At 74.5% G+C, this 17,106-nt stretch carries 14 protein-coding genes and 1 pseudogene; 8 read left to right on the forward strand and 7 right to left on the reverse strand.

The features are described 5' to 3' along the window. Nucleotides 1-22 precede the first annotated feature (22 nt). From ACPU2J_RS07705 to ACPU2J_RS07715, 3 genes are all read right to left on the reverse strand, one after another. A complete protein-coding gene (locus ACPU2J_RS07705; RefSeq protein ID WP_420082482.1) occupies nucleotides 23-1,300 on the reverse strand; it encodes a hypothetical protein in 1,278 nt (425 codons plus the stop codon). 253 nt (nucleotides 1,301-1,553) lie between these two features. Next, nucleotides 1,554-2,372 carry a hypothetical protein gene (locus tag ACPU2J_RS07710; RefSeq protein ID WP_423834936.1) on the reverse strand — a complete coding sequence of 273 codons (819 nt, stop codon included), beginning with the start codon at nucleotides 2,370-2,372 and terminating at the stop codon, nucleotides 1,554-1,556. A gap of 254 nt (nucleotides 2,373-2,626) precedes the next feature. After that, entirely contained in the window at nucleotides 2,627-4,867 is a 2,241-nt protein-coding gene (locus ACPU2J_RS07715) for a right-handed parallel beta-helix repeat-containing protein (RefSeq protein WP_423832997.1), read from the reverse strand. A gap of 211 nt (nucleotides 4,868-5,078) precedes the next feature. Here ACPU2J_RS07715 and hmgA point away from each other — a divergent pair, with 211 nt between their 5' ends. Together hmgA and ACPU2J_RS07725 are read left to right on the forward strand one after the other, a co-directional pair. After that, nucleotides 5,079-6,407, forward strand: a complete 1,329-nt coding sequence (gene hmgA, locus ACPU2J_RS07720) for a homogentisate 1,2-dioxygenase (RefSeq protein WP_420081265.1) — start codon at nucleotides 5,079-5,081, stop codon at nucleotides 6,405-6,407. 63 nt (nucleotides 6,408-6,470) lie between these two features. After that, nucleotides 6,471-7,220: a GntR family transcriptional regulator gene (locus ACPU2J_RS07725; RefSeq protein WP_420081264.1), complete on the forward strand. Its 750-nt coding sequence runs from the start codon at nucleotides 6,471-6,473 to the stop codon at nucleotides 7,218-7,220. A 57-nt stretch (nucleotides 7,221-7,277) separates the two neighbouring features. Here ACPU2J_RS07725 and ACPU2J_RS07730 read toward each other — a convergent pair whose 3' ends face one another. Continuing rightward, the gene (locus ACPU2J_RS07730; RefSeq protein WP_361602052.1) at nucleotides 7,278-7,439 is read right to left on the reverse strand and encodes a hypothetical protein; all 162 of its coding nucleotides are present in this window, start codon (nucleotides 7,437-7,439) and stop codon (nucleotides 7,278-7,280) included. Between the two features lie 176 nt (nucleotides 7,440-7,615). Here ACPU2J_RS07730 and ACPU2J_RS07735 point away from each other — a divergent pair, with 176 nt between their 5' ends. After that, entirely contained in the window at nucleotides 7,616-8,740 is a 1,125-nt protein-coding gene (locus ACPU2J_RS07735; RefSeq protein WP_420082481.1) for a type ISP restriction/modification enzyme, read from the forward strand. A gap of 104 nt (nucleotides 8,741-8,844) precedes the next feature. Here the strand turns inward: ACPU2J_RS07735 and ACPU2J_RS07740 are convergent, their stop codons facing one another. Then, nucleotides 8,845-9,570 (reverse strand): TetR/AcrR family transcriptional regulator, encoded by a 726-nt coding sequence (locus ACPU2J_RS07740; RefSeq protein ID WP_423832998.1) that lies wholly within the window; start codon nucleotides 9,568-9,570, stop codon nucleotides 8,845-8,847. A 129-nt stretch (nucleotides 9,571-9,699) separates the two neighbouring features. Here ACPU2J_RS07740 and ACPU2J_RS07745 point away from each other — a divergent pair. The 3 genes and pseudogenes from ACPU2J_RS07745 to ACPU2J_RS07755 all read left to right on the forward strand — a co-directional run bounded on the left by ACPU2J_RS07745 (nucleotide 9,700) and on the right by ACPU2J_RS07755 (nucleotide 12,668). Beyond that, a pseudogene (locus tag ACPU2J_RS07745) lies at nucleotides 9,700-10,639 on the forward strand (ATP-binding cassette domain-containing protein). Then, entirely contained in the window at nucleotides 10,636-11,421 is a 786-nt protein-coding gene (locus ACPU2J_RS07750; RefSeq protein ID WP_420081262.1) for an ABC transporter permease, read from the forward strand. Before ACPU2J_RS07745 ends, ACPU2J_RS07750 begins: the two are co-directional and overlap by 4 nt. 50 nt (nucleotides 11,422-11,471) lie before the next feature. After that, nucleotides 11,472-12,668, forward strand: a complete 1,197-nt coding sequence (locus tag ACPU2J_RS07755; RefSeq protein ID WP_420081261.1) for a CaiB/BaiF CoA transferase family protein — start codon at nucleotides 11,472-11,474, stop codon at nucleotides 12,666-12,668. Between the two features lie 49 nt (nucleotides 12,669-12,717). On the opposite strand, the gene ACPU2J_RS07760 is transcribed toward ACPU2J_RS07755, so the two are convergent. After that, nucleotides 12,718-12,987 (reverse strand): hypothetical protein, encoded by a 270-nt coding sequence (locus tag ACPU2J_RS07760; protein ID WP_361602067.1) that lies wholly within the window; start codon nucleotides 12,985-12,987, stop codon nucleotides 12,718-12,720. A gap of 282 nt (nucleotides 12,988-13,269) precedes the next feature. On the opposite strand from ACPU2J_RS07760, the gene ACPU2J_RS07765 reads away from it, so the two are divergent. Beyond that, nucleotides 13,270-15,006: a serine/threonine-protein kinase gene (locus ACPU2J_RS07765; protein ID WP_423832999.1), complete on the forward strand. Its 1,737-nt coding sequence runs from the start codon at nucleotides 13,270-13,272 to the stop codon at nucleotides 15,004-15,006. Here ACPU2J_RS07765 and ACPU2J_RS07770 read toward each other — a convergent pair. Beyond that, a complete protein-coding gene (locus ACPU2J_RS07770) occupies nucleotides 14,976-15,776 on the reverse strand; it encodes an SGNH/GDSL hydrolase family protein (RefSeq protein WP_361607224.1) in 801 nt (266 codons plus the stop codon). The two genes, ACPU2J_RS07765 and ACPU2J_RS07770, sit on opposite strands and share 31 nt — an antisense overlap. Nucleotides 15,777-15,981: 205 nt before the next feature. Here ACPU2J_RS07770 and ACPU2J_RS07775 point away from each other — a divergent pair, with 205 nt between their 5' ends. Beyond that, nucleotides 15,982-17,076: a DUF5925 domain-containing protein gene (locus ACPU2J_RS07775; protein WP_423833000.1), complete on the forward strand. Its 1,095-nt coding sequence runs from the start codon at nucleotides 15,982-15,984 to the stop codon at nucleotides 17,074-17,076. Nucleotides 17,077-17,106 lie beyond the last annotated feature (30 nt).

Genomic DNA, 17,106 nt, shown 5'->3' on the forward strand with positions numbered 1-17,106 from the left:
GCTTCCGGGTCCGGCGGCGGCCTCAGTTCAGCAGGAGACTGAGGCCGCCGAGGGTGTACGTGATCATCAGGGCGAGCAGCGGCAGTTGGCCGGCCACGGCCCGGGCGGGCGGGAAGAGGCGCACGGAACGGTCGTGAGCTGCGACGACGCCGAGTACGTGACCCACGACGACGGCGATGACCTGGAGGGCGGCGAGGCCGCCCGGCCCCAGGGGCGGGTCGGGTGCGGAGGCGTTGTCAGTGCCGAGTGCCATGCTTACCGTGCGTGGTCCTTCGACTACCAGGAGGGAGAAGTAGTGGGCGATGAGATAGCCGAGTGCGATCGGTACGAGTGAGTGCGCGAAGGCCGTCAGCGGGCGGGGGTGCGGGCCGCTGACGAGGCGGGTGGCCGCGGCGCAGAGGCAGTACAGGGTGGCGACGAGGGCGACGGAAGCGAGCAGTCCGAGGGTGGCCGTGGGGGTGCGGCCGAGGGGGGAGGTCTGAAGGGTGTCGATCCAGGCGGGGTTGTCGGAGAAGCCGTCGTAGGCGGTCGATCCGAGGAGGACGCAGACGGTGGCGACGAGTCCGGGCCGCTCGGGTGTCGCGTCGAGTCCGTGGAAGGGGTTGCGGAGTACGAGGCGGCCGTCGTCGCGGCGGCCGAGGGGGGAGAGCCGGGCCAGGAGGGTGGAGTACGCCTCGAAGGCGTCGCCGTCGTCGAACCAGCGCTCGCCGAAGCGGGCGGCGAGCAGGAGTTGGACGACGGCGTAGGAGGTGAGGGCGATGAGGAGGGTGGTGGTGGATGCGGGATCGGGTGAGACGAGTTCGAGCCAGGTGAAGGCGAACAGTCCGGCTGCGGCCGGCCATTGCCCAAGCCGGGCGGGCAGGGGGTGGTAGGGGGTGCGGCGGCGCAGGGCCCGGGCGGCGAGGCGGTGCAGGGTGCGGAGCGGATTGAGCAGGCGCCAGACGGGACCGAGGAGGAGGGAGGCGGGGACCAGTCCGACCCAGAGGAGGACGTAGACGGCGCCGGGAGCGGGGTTGCGCGCCGGATCGTCGGGACCGAGCAGGAGGTGGAGCAGGACGGCGAGAGCGGCGGTGAGGCCCAGGGCGCGCAGGGCCGTGCGGACGGCCGGTGCGTCGGCCGCCCGCTGGAACGCGGCGGGGAGGGCGAGCCCCGACCGCGTCCCGCGGAAGCGGGAGGCGGACCAGAGCAGGCCGAGTGCGAGGAAGGAGACGAAGAGGGCGGCGAAGGCCCCCGCGAACGCGTAGAAGGGGGAGATCGGCAGATCGTGCTGCGACCCGATGCCGTGCGCGAGCACGGTCACGGCGTCGGAGCCGAGGTCGGCTGCGGAATCGGAGGCGGAGGCGGGATCGGAGGCGGGGACGGCCGGGTGTAGGACCACGCCCTGGCCGTGCCCGGCGCCGTCGGCGCCCAGGAGGGACACCGGTCCCATGGGCGTCACCACCGCCCCGCCGAGGGGGTGTTCCTGCCGACGGCCTGCCCCTCCCGGTACGGGAGGGTGCGGGTCCGGGCCCGCCGGGCCCGTCGGACCCGTCGGGGCGGGATCGTCGTGCGGGTCACCGGACGAGGAGCTGGGTCAGGACGAGGCGGGACTCGTGCGTCTCGACCTCGAAGAGGCCCGTGCGGTCGGCCGTCAGGGTCAGGGTGGCCTCCTGGCCCGCGGGCAGGGCGACCTCCTTGTCGTAGCCGTGGACGTGCAGGGTGTCGGCGCGGTCGCTGGTGACGCGCAGGGCGACCCGCTCCCCGCGCCGCAGCTCGGTGCGGGCGGGGGCGGGGGTGACCTTGCCGTCCCGGACGGTGATGGTCACCGTCCGGTCGGCCTGCTCGGAGGCCGGCGGGTCCGGCTGTGCCGAGGGCGGTGCGCTGCCGTGGCCGTGGCCGCCCGATGCCCCCGGGGCGGCGGTGAGCGCGGCCGTCGCCTCGACCGGCTTGCCGGACACGGCCCAGGCGGTGTGGTCGTCCGCGTAGAGGCGGACGGTCAGGGTGTGCTCCCCCTCGGGCACCTGCGCCGCGGACAGGTGGAACCACGGGCCGTAGAGCCGTGCCAGTTTGCGGCCGTCGAGCTCGAGGTGGGCGTGGCCCGCGCCGGTGAGGGCCGCGCCGCCGGTGCTGTCAGGGGTGAAGCGGAAGTTCTTCACCGCCAGTTGGAGGTTCCATCCGTCCTCGGAGTCGGGGCGGACGACCAGCCGGACCTCGGGGGCGCCGTCGGCCGGGACCTCGCGCAGCTTGTGGCCGGCGGGGTCGGCGACGTCGAGCAGGGTCCCGGCGGTGCCGGAGGCCTGCTCGTGGCTGGTGCCGGGCTTGTGGTGGGTGGTGGCCCGCCCGCCGCAGCCGGTCGCCGCGCCACCGGCCAGGACCAGGGCGAGGGTGATCAGGGCCGCCGTCCGGGCGGCCCGGCGGTTCCGGCCGCCCGCCCGCCCCGGACCCGCCGCGCGTGCTGTCCGGGCCGCCCGGGCCGTGCGACCGGGACGGGCTGCGCGGCTCGCCCCCGCCGCGCTCGCCTCGCCGGCCGTGCTCCGACGGCCGGGCGCCGCCCCTGCAGCGCCGGGCGCACCGGGCCCGGCCCCGTCCGCGCAGGTGACGCAGGTGACGCAGGTGACGCAGGGGTCGATGGCCTCCGGGCTGTCGGTCACGACCGGCCCCCTTCGGCCGGGCCCGCCCCCGGTTCCGCGGCGGCGCGGGGTACACGCGAGCCGTGATCGGGCGTACCGGCCGGGGTGCCGTCCGGGCGGTGCCCCCGGCCTTCGTCCGAGCCGTGTCCGGGGCCGTCGCCCGGGCCGTCACCCGGACTGCCGTCCGGGGTGCCGTCCGGGGTGCCGTTCGGGGTGTGGTCCGGCGGTGCGGGGCTGGACGGGGCGGGGTCCGGGCGGGACGAGGCGACGGCGGCCCAGAGGACCCAGACCACGACCAGCAGGGCGCGGGCCCAGGCGGGGCTGAGCGGGGTCCACGGGATCATCAGGACGGCCTTGTCGAAGGCGTCGAGCAGGGTGAGTGCGGCGAGGAGCAGGGTGAGGCGGGCCAGCCACGGGCGGGTGGGCCGCAGGACCAGACCGGCGCCCGTCCACCACAGGCCGAGCAGGAGGAGGGCGAGGGCCGGGACGAAGGTCGCGGTGAGCGGGGTGGTGGAGCCGGCCACGTCGAGGACCAGGCCGGCCAGGCCGAGCAGGGAGGCGGCCGTGCCCAGGCCGGAGCACCGCAGCCGGCGCCACCACAGCACCCCTCCGACCAGGAGCAGGACCGCGGCGACGGCCAGCGCGAGCTGGGTCTCGACCCGTTCGAGGCCGCGGGCCCCGTACCAGTCGCAGCCGGCCGGGAGTTTGCGGGCCTGGACGTTGTAGTCGGCGCAGACGAGGAGCTGGACGAGCTTGACCGGTTCGCCGACGAGGCGGGCCGATGCGCCCGTGAGGTCGCCGCGGCGTTCGCCGCATTGCGGGACCGTTCCGGGGGTGGAGCCGTCGGGTCCGTCCTGCCAGCAGTTCCCGCGGCCCTGGCCGTCCCACCAGACGTCCATGCCGTTGGGGCGGGAGGCCCCGGCCTTGTCCTTGCCGAGCACGTTGCCGGCGTACCGGTTGTGGTGGGAGGTGTCGGCCTGCTTGGACCAGGCCTCCTCGCCCCGGATGAAGGCGGGGACCGCGCTGAGGAAGAAGCCGGCGCGCTCGTGCCCGTAGACCCAGTTGCCCTCGTAGAGGTTCCAGTTGCCGCCGGCGGTGATGATGCCGGTGCCCGGGGGCATGGAGATCTGCGGGCAGACGACGCCGCGCTCGTAGCCGCGCTCGACCGGCGGTTTGGCGCAGGTGCCATCGGCGACGTGACGGTAGTAGTCCTGGTTGTTGTCGTGGATGAGGTTCCGCTCGAACTTGGCGTGGTTCTGCGGGAGTCCGGGGTGTCCGGGGAAGGCGCTGTCCATGGAGGCGCCGCCCATGTTGTGGTCGAACTCGTTGTCGTGCACCCACACCGAGTCGCCCGCGGTCCCCGAGTAGCCGACCATGTTGTGGTGGCTGCGGCAGCCGGTGATCTCGATGGAGTAGCGGGGGACCTCGTAGCCCCGTCCGTCGTTGATGTTCGAGGCGCTGCCGGGGTAGATGCCGGAGTCGCCGTTTCCGTACGACTCGCAGTTCTTGTAGAGGCCGTGGTCGCTGGCGAAGGTCAGGAAGCCGTACTCGTCGTTCCAACGGGTGAGGACGTCGTCGATGACGAAGCCGTCGGCGGCGAGGACGTACAGCGAGTTGAAGGTGGTGCGCTGGGCGGTGAAGTTGCGGAAGTAGACGCCGTCGGACTTGTCGGCCCGGATGGCGTTCAGCTTCTGGTACTTGGCGTCGATCACCACGTCGAGCCGTGACGCTCCGGTGCCCTCGATCTGCAGGTTCTTCTTGCCGAGGATGGCGACGAGGTTCTGGTTGTGGCGGCACTGCACCTGCTGCTCGTACGACAGGATCTGGTAGCCGAGCGCGGAGTCGGGCGCCTTGAGCGCGGCGCACTCCCCCGTCGGCTTCGGCAGCGAGGGCTCCTCCTCGTAGAGGCCGGGAAGGATCGCGATGTTCATTCCGGGCCGGTCGACGGCGTCGACGGCCTCCTGGAGGTGGCGGTAGCCGCTCTGCTCGCAGCGCTCGTACAGGGCGAGGTTGCGGGCCCGCAGTTCCTCGGGGAAGGCGGATATGCGCCGCTCGAAGGCCTGCCGGTCCGTCTTGCAGACGATGAGGTCGGGTTCGGTCGTGCGGTGTTCCGGGACGGAGCCGGAGCCGTCCGGGAAGGTGACCGGGCGCTCTTCGTGCGCGAGGGCGGCGGGCGCCGCGACGAAGAGGGACAGGAGCGCGAGGAGGGCGGCGAGGAGCGCCGCCGGCACGGCAGGAAACCTGCGGGTCCACGACATGCGCGTGAGAGTAGAGCAATGTTCATCTTTTGGGATCCCCCCGCGCACGGATCGGGGTCCCGGGTTCGCGCATCAGACCCCCGAGCGCGCATCCGCCACCCGGAGTCCGCCCGCCGCCCGTCCGTCCGGCCGTCCGGGTTCACCGTTGACGCGGGAGCCGCGGAATCCTACTGTCGACCATAGGATTCCTTCGACGGAGCGGGAGCAGCACATGAGCGAGCAGGCCGGCAGCGAGCAGGCCCGGAAGACGGCCGAGGCCCTGGAGTACCTCACCGGCTTCGGCAACGAACACAGCTCCGAGGCCGTCCCCGGCGCACTGCCGCTCGGCCGGAACTCGCCCCAGCGCGCACCCCTCGGCCTCTACGCCGAGCAGCTCAGCGGTAGCGCCTTCACCGAGCCGCGCAGCCACAACCGCCGCTCCTGGCTCTACCGGATCCGCCCGTCGGCCGCCCACCCGCCGTTCACGCGCGTCGACAACGGGGCCCTGCGCACCGCCCCCTTCACCGAAGCCCCGGCGGACCCCAACCGGCTGCGCTGGAACCCGCTGCCCGACCCGGCCCCCGGCACCGACTTCCTGGACGGCCTGTGGACCCTCGGCGGCAACGGCGACGCCGCGCAGCGCGCCGGCATGGCCGTCCACCTCTACTCCGCCAACGCCTCCATGACCGACCGGGTGTTCAGCGACTCCGACGGCGAGCTGCTGATCGTTCCCGAGCGCGGCGGGCTGCTGCTGCGCACCGAGCTGGGCCTGCTCGCCGCCCGTCCGGGCGAGGTGGCGCTCATCCCGCGGGGCGTCCGCTTCCGCGTGGAGCTGCTGGACGCCGACGCCCGCGGCTACGTCTGCGAGAACTACGGCCGGCCCTTCGTCCTCCCCGACCTGGGCCCGATCGGCGCCAACGGCCTGGCGGCCGCCCGCGACTTCCGGGCGCCCGTGGCCGCGTACGAGGACGTCGAGCGCCCGGTCGAGGTGGTCAACAAGTTCTGCGGCAACCTCTGGTCGGCCACCTACGGCCACTCGCCGCTCGACGTCGTCGCCTGGTACGGCAACCACGTGCCCTACGTCTACGACCTGCACCGCTTCAACGTCCTGGGCACCATCAGCTACGACCACCCGGACCCGTCGATCTTCACCGTCCTGACCTCGCCCTCGGACACCCCGGGCCTGGCGGGCGTGGACTTCGTGGTCTTCGCGCCGCGCTGGCTGGTCGGCGAGGACACCTTCCGCCCGCCGTACTTCCACCGCAACGTGATGAGCGAGTACATGGGCCTGATCGAGGGCGCGTACGACGCCAAGGCCGAGGGGTTCGTCCCGGGCGGCGGTTCGCTCCACAACATGATGTCCGCGCACGGCCCCGACCACGAGACCTTCGACCGGGCGAGCGCGGCCGAGCTCAAGCCGCAGAAGATCGACGACGGGCTGGCCTTCATGTTCGAGACCCGCTGGCCGATCACCGCCACCGCCCAGGCCGCGGGCGCGGAGCACCTCCAGCGCGGCTACGACGACGTGTGGCAGGGTCTGCAGCGGCACTTCCGCGCCTGACCTGCGCTGCATACCCTGCATGCGCCGCACCCCCGCCCTGCCCAGCCGTTCGGAGATCCACCCGTGACCGCCTTCGCCCCCGACTCGCTGGTCCTGAACCGGAAGCTGCCCCTCTGGTACCAGGTCTCGCAGTCACTGCGCGCCTCGATACTGGGGCGCACCCCGGACGCCTCGCTGCGCCTGCCCACCGAGGAGCAGCTGGCCGAGCACTACGGGGTGAGTGTGCTGACCATGCGGCAGGCGCTCAAGGAGCTCGAGGGCGAGGGCCTGATCAGCCGGCACCGGCGGCGCGGCACCTTCATCGAGCCGGGAGCGCTGCGCAGCACGCCGGTACGGCTGCTGGGCTCGGTCGACGCGATCGTGGCCCAGCAGTCGGGCGACCGGACGACGATCCTCGGCCACGGGCGGACGCCCGTGGCCGGGGAGCTGCTGGAGCACTTCCCGGACGTCCCCGAGGTGATGACGTACCGGAGGCTGCGCCTGGACCGCGAGAGCGGCGAGCCCACGAACTGGGCGGAGAACGCGCTGCTGCCCGAGTTCGCGGAGGCGGTGGACCTCGCCGACCTGGAGCGCTGGCCGATGACGAAGGTGCTGCGGGACGTGGTGGGGGTGCGGATCAGCCGGATCACGGACACGGTGGAGGCCCGGCTGGCCGACCCGGAGACGGCGGAGCTGCTGAGGGTTCCGCTGCTCAGCCCGATCCTGCACTACACGGGCGTGACCTACGACGAGGACGGCCGGGTGGTGGACGTGGCCCGGATCCGCTACCGGGGCGACCGGTTCTCCTTCACGGTGACCGTCGACGCGCACTGAGCACCCGCCCGGCCCCTGGCCCCGGCCGGCGACGAGGGCTACTTCCGGCGACGGGGTCTACTTCTCGTCGTCCTCCGCGGTGCGTTCGCCCTCCGCCTGGGAGGGCGTGGTCCGCATCGTCAGGGGGTGGCGCTGCCTGCGCTGGGCCTCGTCCATGTCCTCGTCGAGGCGTTCGCCCTCGGCCTGCGACGGAGTCGAGTATTCGTCGTACTGACTCATGACCTCTCCTCGGTTGACCTCTCCTCGGTCGGTCGGCGGTCCGGCACGTGTGCGCGCACCCGGCACACGTGCCCACACAAGGAGCGTAGCTCTTCGGCCCGGGGCGAGCCCGGCCGCGCGGGCCCGTCGCTACCATCGGCGGCGTGAGCGACGACGTAGCGCTGCTGGACGATCTGATGCCCTGGGCAGTGGGCGGTCTGCGCCTGGGCCGGGACTGGGTGGCCGCGCCCGATCCGGCGACCCTGCGCACCCGCTGGGCCGTCCTGGCCGGCTCCGAAGGGGCCGAGCGGGACAGGCTGTTCCGCCCGAGCCGGAGCCGTACGCCCACCGCCTCCGTCGCCGCGCTGCCCGGTCAGCGTTCGGCGGCCACGGCCCGCTTCGCCGACGCCCCGGGGCCGTGCCCCGAACCCGTGCGCGTGCTCCGCGAGCCCTTCGACGAGCAGTGGCTGCTGCCCGACCAGCGGCTGATCGACAGCGCCCGCCCGGAGCTGTGGCGGGTCCGCGACGAGCACCAGCTCTTCCTGGTGGAGGGCCCGGAGGTGCTGGTCACCGCCCACCTGCCGGTGGGGCGGCTCGGCCGGATCCGCCCCCTGCACCGGCGCCCCGGGGGCGCCGAGCCGAACCTGGCCCCCGGCCTGCTGCCGCTGCTGGGCGAGCGGTACGGCGGCCGGGTCACCTCGGAGGACGTGCTGTGCTGGATCCTCGCGGCGGGCCGTCCGGGGCCCCGCGGCCACGAGGTCCCGCTGCCCGCCGATCCCGGGCGCTGGCGGGCGGGGCTGGAGCTGGGCCACCGGCTGCTCACCGTCCGCCTGCGCGGTGCGCGCGGCGGCGAGCCGCCCCGGCTGCCCGGCGGGCACCGCCCGTACGTCCGCTCCGCGGTCGGGTCCTGGCCGCGCGGGCTGGCGTACGACGCGGAGACGCGGACGCTGGGTGTCGGCGACGGCACGGTCTCGCCGGTGCCGACGGGCGCGTGGGAGTACGAGGTGCAGGGCGTGCGGGTCCTGGAGGCGTGGTGCGCCGCGCGTACGGCGCACCGGGAGCCCGGGGCGGAGGGGCTGGCGGCCCTGGGCCCGGACCGGTGGCCGCAGGGCTGGACCTCGGAGCTGCTGGCCCTGGTGACCACGCTGGGCCTGCTGGCCGGGCTGGCCCCGGAGCGGGCCGCGTTCGAGCCGGGCCCGCTCCTGCCGGCCGAGGCGCTGCGGGCGTCGGGGGTGCTTCCGCCGCCGTCCTGGAGTCGTCGGCCGGCCTCGGTGCTGGACCATCAGGAGGAGGGCCCGGGCGGCCAGTTCGCCCTGCTCTGATCCGACCGCGGCGGGGCCCCGGCGCGCGCCGAGCCCCGTCCGCTGCTGCCGGACGCGCCGCGGCCGGCCCGCCACGCCCGGACGCTCTCCGGCCGGACCTGCCGCTACCCGCCCCAGGCGGACAGCAGCCGGGACACCGAGCGGTCGAAGACCGCGGACATGTCCAGGCCCGTACCGGGCACCGGACCGCCGCCGGCCAGGGCCGCGGCCAGGCGCGGGTACTCCCCCGTGGCCAGCCGGGAACCGAGCCAGGCCGCGCGCACGCCCTGCTCCTCGCCCTCGCTCCAGGGCAGCGACCTGGCGCGTTCGGCGAGGGCGAGCTCTCCCGCCACATAGGTCGCGACCGAGCCGTTGACCGCGGCGACGAGCTCCAGCTTCTCGGCCTCCGGGATCTCCAGCGGGGCCAGGCACTCCAGGATGTGCTCCAGGTAGCGCAGGGCGTGGGGGCTGAAGCCGTACACGGGGGTCAGCAGACGCGGCAGCCAGGGGTGGCGGTGCATCAGGGCCCGCGTCTGCCGGGCCAGCGCGAGCAGGTCGGCGCGCCAGTCGCCGCTGGGCGGGGGGTAGTCGTACTCGGCGCTGACGGCGTCGACCATCAGCTCGTACAGCTCCTCCTTGCGCGGCACGTAGTTGTAGAGGGACATGGTCCCCGCGCCGATGCCCGCGGCGACGCGGCGCATGGAGGCGGCCTCGATCCCCTCGGCGTCGGCGATGCGCACGGCCTCGGCCGCGATGGACTCACGGCTGTGCGCGGGCCGGGGGCCGCGGCCGGCCCGCTGGGGCCTGGACCAGATCACTTCGGGTTCAGCGGGTCGCCCGCCGGCTGTCATCGCTCAGACCACCTCGTCGTCTCGCCACCATCTTAGTTACGTACGCCGTACGTAGTGCGGTACGGTGACGCCATGACGACGACTACGTACGCTGCACTTAGTTAAGGCCAGGAGAAGTCCTACGGGCGGGTGCACGCCCTGCGCGGCCTCGACCTGGCCGTCCCCGAGGGCGCCGTCTGCGGCCTCCTCGGCCCCAACGGCGCCGGCAGGACCACCGCGGTCCGGATTCTGAGCACCCTGACCGCCCCCACCGGCGGACGCGCCCTCGTCGCGGGACACGACGTCGTCCGCGACCCGGCCGCCGTCCGCCGCGCCATCGGCGTCACCGGCCAGCAGGCCTCCGTGGACGGGGACCTGACGGGGCGGGAGAACCTCCGGCTGTTCGCACGGCTCAGCGGGCTGCGCGGATCCGCGGGGCGCCGCCGCACCGACGAACTGCTGGAGCGGTCCGGGCTCGGCGATGCCGCCGACCGGGTGGCCTCCACCTGGTCGGGCGGGATGCGGCGGCGCCTGGACCTCGCCGCCGGACTGATCACCCGCCCCCGGGTGCTGTTCCTCGACGAACCCACCACGGGCCTGGACCCCGCCTCGCGCGAGCGCATCCGGGCCGCCGTCCGCACCCTCGCCGACGAGGGCACCACCGTGCCTGGTCACCACCCAGTACCTGGAGGAGGCCGACCGGCTCGCCGACTCCGTCGCCGTCCTCGCGGACGGCCGGGCCGTCGCCACCGGCACGCCCGCCGGGCTCAAGGAGCGGATCGGCGCCCGCGCCGAGGCCGTCGTCACCTCGCCCGAGGCGCTCGCCGGCGCCGCCGCCGTGCTCGACCGGCTCACGGGCGGCCGGCCCGAACTCGACGCCGAACGGCTGACCGCTGGGGTGAGTGTGCTCGACCCCGCCCTCACCCTGCCCCGCATCGTCCGCGCCCTCGACGGCGCCGGCGCCCCCGTCACCGACGCCCGCCTGCGGCCGCCCACCCTGGACGAGGTGTTCCTGCGCCTCACCGGGGCCCTGACGGCGGCTCCGCCCGAACCGACGGCGGCCCGGCCGGAGCGGGAGACCGCCGCATGAGCACCCTGCCGTACGACGGCGCCGCCGTCCTCGTCCGCCAGCTCCAGAAGGCACGGCACGCCCCGGCCCTGCCGGTCCTCACCCAGACCATGCCGATCACCATGCTGCTGTTCTTCGGCTACGCCTTCGGCAGCGCGCTCGCCATGCCGGGGGCCGAGCACCGGGAGTTCCTGGTCCCCGGACTGCTGGCGGCCACCGCCGCCAACGGGGTGATGACCGGCATGTTCACGGCCGCGCAGGACGCCCACCGCGGGGTGACGGACCGCTTCCGGACCCTGCCCGTGAGCCGCGCCGCCGTCCCGCTCGGCCAGACCGCGGCCGACCTCCTCACCACGGGCGTCTCCATGGTGCCGCTGATGCTGGTGGGACTGGCAATGGGCTGGCGGATCGAGACCGGCCTGCCCGGCGCACTGGGAGCACTCGGCGTGCTGCTGCTCTTCCGCTTCGCCACCGCCTGGGCCGGCACAAACCTGGGCCTGCCGAGCCGGAGCGAGGAGGCGGCGGGGCAACTGGGCAGTGCCACCTTCGTCCTGCCGATGCTGTCGAGCGCGTACCTGCCCCCGGCCGGACTGCCCGGCGGGCTGCGCACGGTCGCCGAGTGGAACCCGATCAGCGCCGCCGCCACGGCCGTGCGCCACCTGTGCGGGAACGCCGGGGCGCAGGCCGCCGACGGCGCCGCGTGGCCGGCCGCGCACCCGGTGGCCGCGGCGCTGCTGTGGTCGCTGCTGCTCCTCGCCGTGTGCGTCCCGGCGGCCACCCGCCGGTTCGCCCGAGGCGCCTGAGCCGGTCCGGACGGGTGACAGGGCCCCGTCCGACCGGGTAGGCAGGGCCCATGACCATCGAACCGCTCCCGCTGGACGGCATCACCGTCGTCGCCGTCGAACAGGCCGTCTCGGCCCCCTTCGCCACCCGGCAGCTCGCCGACCTCGGCGCCAGGGTGATCAAGGTGGAACGTCCCGACGGCGGCGACTTCGCCCGCCACTACGACACCGCCGCGCACGGCCTCGCGTCGCACTTCGTGTGGGCGAACCGCGGCAAGGAGTCCCTCGCCCTGGACCTGAAGGACCCGCGCGGCCGGGAGGTGCTGCACGGACTGCTGGCCGACGCCGACGTGTTCGTGCAGAACCTCGCGCAGGGCGCCGCCGCCCGGCTCGGGCTCGACGCGGCGACGCTGTGCGCGCGGTACCCGCGGCTGGTCGCCGTGGACGTCTCGGGCTACGGCGCGCAGGGACCGTACGCCCACAAGCGCGCCTACGACATGCTCGTGCAGTGCGAGGCCGGGCTGGTGTCGGTGACCGGCACCCCGGAGCAGCCCGTCAAGGCGGGTGTTCCGGCGGCGGACATCGCGGCGGCCATGTACGCCTTCTCGGGCGTACTGGCCGCGCTGCTGCGCCGCGGGGTCACCGGGCGTGGCGGCCGGGTGGAGGTGTCGATGCTGGACGCGCTGGCCGAGTGGATGGGGCACCCGCTGCACCACACGATGCACGGCGGGCGGGAGCCGGTGCGCACCGGGCTGGCGCACGCGGTGATCGCGCCCTACGACGCCTATCCGACGGCGGACGGGGACCGGGTGCTGCTGTCGGTGCAGAACGACCGCGAGTGGCGTCGGCTCGCCGAACAGGTGCTGGACCAGCCGGAGTTGGCCGAGGATCCGGAGTACGCGACGAACACGGCGCGCACCGCGAACCGGGAGAAGACCGACGCCGTGGTGGCCGGTGCGCTGGGCGCGCTGGGAGCGGAGGAGGCCGTACGGCGACTGGAGGCGGCGGGCATCGCCTGCGCGCGGCTGAACTCGGTGGCGCAGCTGGCGGCGCATCCGCAGCTGGCCGCGCGGGACCGGTGGCGCGAGGTGGGATCGCCGGCCGGCCCGTTGCGGGCGCTGCTGCCGCCGATCGTGCTGCCGGGCGGCGCGGCACCGCACATGGGTGCGGTGCCCGCGCTGGGTGAGCACACCGAGGCACTGCTGCGCGGCCTGGGGATGGCGGGCACGCAGATCTCGGAGCTGCGCCGGGACGGTGTGATCGCTTAGGGCCGGGTGACCGGGGCCGCCGGGGGAACGGCCACGGGTGCGGGGGCGGTTACGAGCGGCGGCTGCCGAAGAGCGAGCGACGCAGGCGGCGCAGCGGCGCGAAGAGCGAGACGCGCGCGCTCCGGCTCCGCAGGCGGTGCGTGTGGTCGCGGGAGGTGAGTTCGCGCATGAGCGAGGTCGCCTCGGCGGCCTCCCGGTGCGGGACGGCGGGTCCGCCCAGCACGGCGAGGTGGCGGTCGAGGCGCGAGCTGGTCGCACCACTGCCGCAGGTGATGGCAGGCACGCGGGGCGGCCTGCTGCGCATTGCTATCTGTTCCATGATCTCTCCCCACCCGTACGAGGGCACCCGGCCCGGGCAGGTTAACCCTATCGCCCCTGCAACGCCCGCGGGTATCCCGGTGGTGTGAATTACCCCTGTGGCGACGGGTAGTTGACGGTTACTCAGCGGAGTCATTCGTCACTCTCCGCACAGATCGGGTGATTTCGGGGGCTGTTGACGCAAGTCAGCCCGCAGCAGGCGCCATGGAGGGCGCTCTGCGCTAACTTGAAGTGACCGCCTCATCACGCATGGGCGCACAGGAACACACATGGGGGCGCACGCATGAGTGGGAACGTGTCGGACACGGACGGGGAAGCGGGTGGGGCGACGCCCCCCGATCGTGTCGTCTCGGGCCGCTACCGGCTGCTGGAGCCGATCGGCCGCGGCGGGATGGGCGTCGTGTGGCGGGCCCGGGACGAGGTCCTGGCCCGCGAGGTCGCCGTCAAGGAGGTCCGGGCGCCGGCCGGGCTGCAGCCCGCCGAACTGGAGCGGATGTACCGCCGGCTGGAACGGGAGGCCTGGGCCGCCGCCAGGGTCTCGCACCGCGGGGCGGTGACGGTCTACGACGTGGCCGCGGACAGCGGGCGCCCGTGGATCGTGATGGAGCTGGTGCGCGGGCTGTCGCTGGCGGACGTCCTGGAGGCCGAGGGGCCGATCCCCCCGCAGCGCGCCGCCCACATCGGGGAGCAGGTCCTGGCGGCACTGCGGTCCGCGCACGGTTCCGGGGTGCTGCACCGGGACGTGAAGCCCGCGAACGTCCTGATCGCCAACGACGGGCGGGTGGTCCTCACCGACTTCGGGATCGCCAGCCTGGAGGGCTCCTCGGCGATCACCATGACCGGCGAGGTGGTGGGCTCCCCCGAGTTCCTGGCACCGGAACGGGCCCTGGGACGCGACCCGGGACCCGCGTCGGACCTGTGGTCGCTGGGCGTCCTGCTGTACACCGCCGTCGAGGGGCGGCCGCCGTTCCGGGGCGCCGGCCCGCTGGAGACCCTCCGGGCGGTGGTGGACGAGGAGCCGCCCGCGCCGCGCCGGGCGGGTCCGCTGGAGCCGGTGCTGGAGGGGCTGCTGCGCAAGGACCCGGCCGCGCGGCTGTCGGCCGCGGAGGCCACCGGGATGTTGCGGGTCGTCGGCGCGGGCGGCGGCGTACGGGCCTCCGGCGGGCCGGTGTCGGGTCCGGACCCGGCGGCGGTCACGGCCGTCGCGGAACGGGATCCGCGGGGCGGCGGTCCGGGCGGCCCGCCCGCGTCGGCGCGGACCGTCCCGCTGCCCGCCGGCCGGGGGCCGGGCGGCGGACCGGCGCAGGAGCGCCGCGGCGGCGGGGCCGCACTGGTGCCGGCCTCCGGGATCGCGCTGATGCTGCTCGCCGTGGCCGCGCTGGTCTGGCTGCTCGTCAAGGACCGCGGGGACGGGGAGGGTCCGGCCGGCGGCGCCCCGGCGGTGACGCCCACCACCGCACACGCCTCCACCCCCGCCGCGCCGCCCGCGCCGCCCGCGACGGCGGCCGCCTCCGCCACCGCCGGTGCGGGACAGCACCTCGCCGTGCACGTGGTGGCCGTGCGCTCCGCCTACACCGGCGCCTGCCCGCCGCCCGCCGCGGAGGCGCCCGCCTTCACGGCGACGGTGGGGGTGGAGCGGCTGCCGGTGGTCCTGGAGTACCGCTGGGCCACGCGCGGCGGCCGTACGTCGGGGCCGGGCTGGCAGTCCGTCACGTACGGGGTGGACGGGCCGAAGAGCCGGGGCCTGGAGCACACGGAGCTGACGCACGTGCCCGGCGCGGTGTACGACGACGCGGTCCGGCTGGAGGTGCGCGGACCGGCGGAGGTCACCACCGAGTGGGTGGGGACCTCCGTGAGGTGCGTGGAGGAGAGCCCGACGGGCGGGGCCTCCTCCCCCGCTCCGAGCCCGTCGCCGGCCTCGCCGACGCCGAGCGCCGCGGAGACTCCGGGGGCGAGCCCCGTGGAGAGCTCCGCGGCCGGTGGCACGGATCAGGCGGCGTTGGTGAAGACGGGCAGGTAGCCGCCGGACTGTCCGGCGGCGGTCGGGTGGTAGGACTCCCCGATGTTCAGCCAGTTGACGCTGTGCAGCCAGGCGCTGCCGGAGCAGATCTCGTGGCCGGTGAAGGCGCCTGCGACCGAGGCGAAGGTGAAGCCGTGGTCGGCGGCGCGTTTGGCGATGGCGGCGTTGAGGTGGTCGGCGGCGCCGTTGATGGCGGCGCGTTCGCCCTCGGTCAGGCCGGTGGTGCAGGTGCCGTTCAGCTTGTAGAAGCGGGGGTATCCGATGACGACGACCCGGGCGGAGGGGGCCCGGCTGTCGATCGCGTTGTAGACCTGGTCGAGGAGGCCGGGGAGGGTGGAGGTGACGTAGGCCTTGGCCTGGTTGACGCGGTTGACGCAGGTGGACTCGGACTGGAGGACACAGGTCGTCATGACGTCGGCGAATCCTGCGTCGTTGCCGCCGATGGTGATGCTGACCAGGTCGGTGCCGGAGTTCAGCGGGCCGAGCTGGCCGGAGAGGACATCACCCGTACGGGCGCCCGAGCAGGCGGTGAAGGCGAAGCTCTGGGGAGAGTGGGCGGCAGCCCACAGAGCGGGGTAGGCGCGGCTGGTGCGCTTGCAGTTGCCGCTGCCGCTGTCGTAGTTGCCGGCTCCGACGCCGGAGGAGTACGAGTCTCCGAGGGCGACGTAGCCGAAGTCGGCCGCGGCGGATGCCTGGCCCGCACCGAACAGGGCGGCGCCCGCGGCGAGGAGGAGGGAGGAGGTCAGGGCGGCGAAGCGCGACATTCTCATGCTCATGTGTGCGGCTCCTTGTGGGGGTTACTCCTGAGTCCGTGGTACAAGCAGCCGCCCCATCCCGGAAGTGTCCATGCCAAGAATCTTCGGGGTGGAGTTGCGGGGGAATCTTCACCCGCCCTGCGTTTGAAGGGGGAACTTGCGCACCCGATCCGGCGAAACACGGGTGCACGAGGGCAACTCGTGCCGGATCATGGGCGCCATGCCAGCCAACCCTCATGACGCGCTGCCGATCCGGCTCAACGTCGACGACAGCGATTCACCGTCGGACGTCGTCGACGCGCTGTTCCTCGGCCGGTTCGCGTCCGGAGAGCAGCCCTACTCGCACAGCGTGTCGATCGAACGGGTCAAGGCCGAGGCCACCCTCCTCCCTGCGGAGGCCACCGTGCTGCGCTCGGCGCGCGACAGCGACCGCAGCGCGACCCTCGCCGAGGGCAAGGGCTGGACGATGCTCGTCTCCCGCTGGAGCCGCGGCGCGGACGTCACCGTGACGGCCGTCAGCGACGAACTCGCCTCCACCGTGCTCGGCGAGGCCACGGAAGGCGTGCAGGACGAACCCGAACCGCAGCCGGAGAACGTCACCATGGGGTTCTGGTACGTCTCCCCGCGCCGCGGCCCGTACCGGACGACCCGCCAGATCGCCGCCGGCACCTGGCCCGAGGTACGGCCCAACTACACCGCGCCGGTGGCCACGGCGATGGACCGGCTGATGAAGGTGACCCCGGACGACATCGCGGGCCGGCTCCTGCTGCTGCACGGGCCGCCGGGAACGGGCAAGACCTCGGCCCTGCGCACCCTGGCCCGGTCCTGGCGCGACTGGTGCCAGGTGGACTGCGTCCTCGACCCGGAGCGGCTGTTCAACGACGTCGGTTACCTGATGGACATCGCCATCGGCGAGGACGAGGGCACCGCGAAGGGGCGCTGGCGGCTGCTGCTCCTGGAGGACTGCGACGAACTGATCCGCGGCGAGGTCCGCCACACGGCCGGCCAGGCCCTGTCGCGGCTGCTGAACCTGACCGACGGACTGCTGGGACAGGGCCGCAACGTCCTGGTCGGCGTCACCACCAACGAGGACCTGGAGCGGCTCCACCCGGCGGTGGTCCGCCCCGGCCGCTGCCTGGCCCGCATCGAGGTCGGCCGGCTGACCCACGGCGAGGCGGTGGACTGGCTGGGCACGGACGAGGGCGTCTCCCGCGAGGGCGCGACCCTGGCCGAGCTGTTCGCCCTCCGGCGCGGCACGGGACCCGCGGCCGTCCTCCCGCCGCAGTCCCACTCGGAGGCCGGCCTCTACCTCTGACCCGTGCGCCCGGCGGCCGGCCGGCCCGGC

It is taken from the genome of Streptomyces manipurensis, assembly GCF_049570255.1.
In the GTDB taxonomy this organism is placed as follows: domain Bacteria; phylum Actinomycetota; class Actinomycetes; order Streptomycetales; family Streptomycetaceae; genus Streptomyces; species Streptomyces manipurensis.

What these genes read in the sequence shown, in the direction of transcription:
- ACPU2J_RS07740 (WP_423832998.1), bottom strand. Translation starts at nt 9,570, where the DNA reads ATGACAGCCGGCGGGCGACCCGCTGAACCCGAAGTGATCTGGTCCAGG.
- ACPU2J_RS07765 (WP_423832999.1), top strand. Translation starts at nt 13,270, where the DNA reads ATGAGTGGGAACGTGTCGGACACGGACGGGGAAGCGGGTGGGGCGACG.
- ACPU2J_RS07760 (WP_361602067.1), bottom strand. Translation starts at nt 12,987, where the DNA reads ATGGAACAGATAGCAATGCGCAGCAGGCCGCCCCGCGTGCCTGCCATC.
- ACPU2J_RS07775 (WP_423833000.1), top strand. Translation starts at nt 15,982, where the DNA reads ATGCCAGCCAACCCTCATGACGCGCTGCCGATCCGGCTCAACGTCGAC.
- hmgA (WP_420081265.1), top strand. Translation starts at nt 5,079, where the DNA reads ATGAGCGAGCAGGCCGGCAGCGAGCAGGCCCGGAAGACGGCCGAGGCC.
- ACPU2J_RS07735 (WP_420082481.1), top strand. Translation starts at nt 7,616, where the DNA reads ATGCCCTGGGCAGTGGGCGGTCTGCGCCTGGGCCGGGACTGGGTGGCC.
- ACPU2J_RS07730 (WP_361602052.1), bottom strand. Translation starts at nt 7,439, where the DNA reads ATGAGTCAGTACGACGAATACTCGACTCCGTCGCAGGCCGAGGGCGAA.
- ACPU2J_RS07755 (WP_420081261.1), top strand. Translation starts at nt 11,472, where the DNA reads ATGACCATCGAACCGCTCCCGCTGGACGGCATCACCGTCGTCGCCGTC.
- ACPU2J_RS07770 (WP_361607224.1), bottom strand. Translation starts at nt 15,776, where the DNA reads ATGAGAATGTCGCGCTTCGCCGCCCTGACCTCCTCCCTCCTCCTCGCC.
- ACPU2J_RS07715 (WP_423832997.1), bottom strand. Translation starts at nt 4,867, where the DNA reads ATGTCGTGGACCCGCAGGTTTCCTGCCGTGCCGGCGGCGCTCCTCGCC.
- ACPU2J_RS07750 (WP_420081262.1), top strand. Translation starts at nt 10,636, where the DNA reads ATGAGCACCCTGCCGTACGACGGCGCCGCCGTCCTCGTCCGCCAGCTC.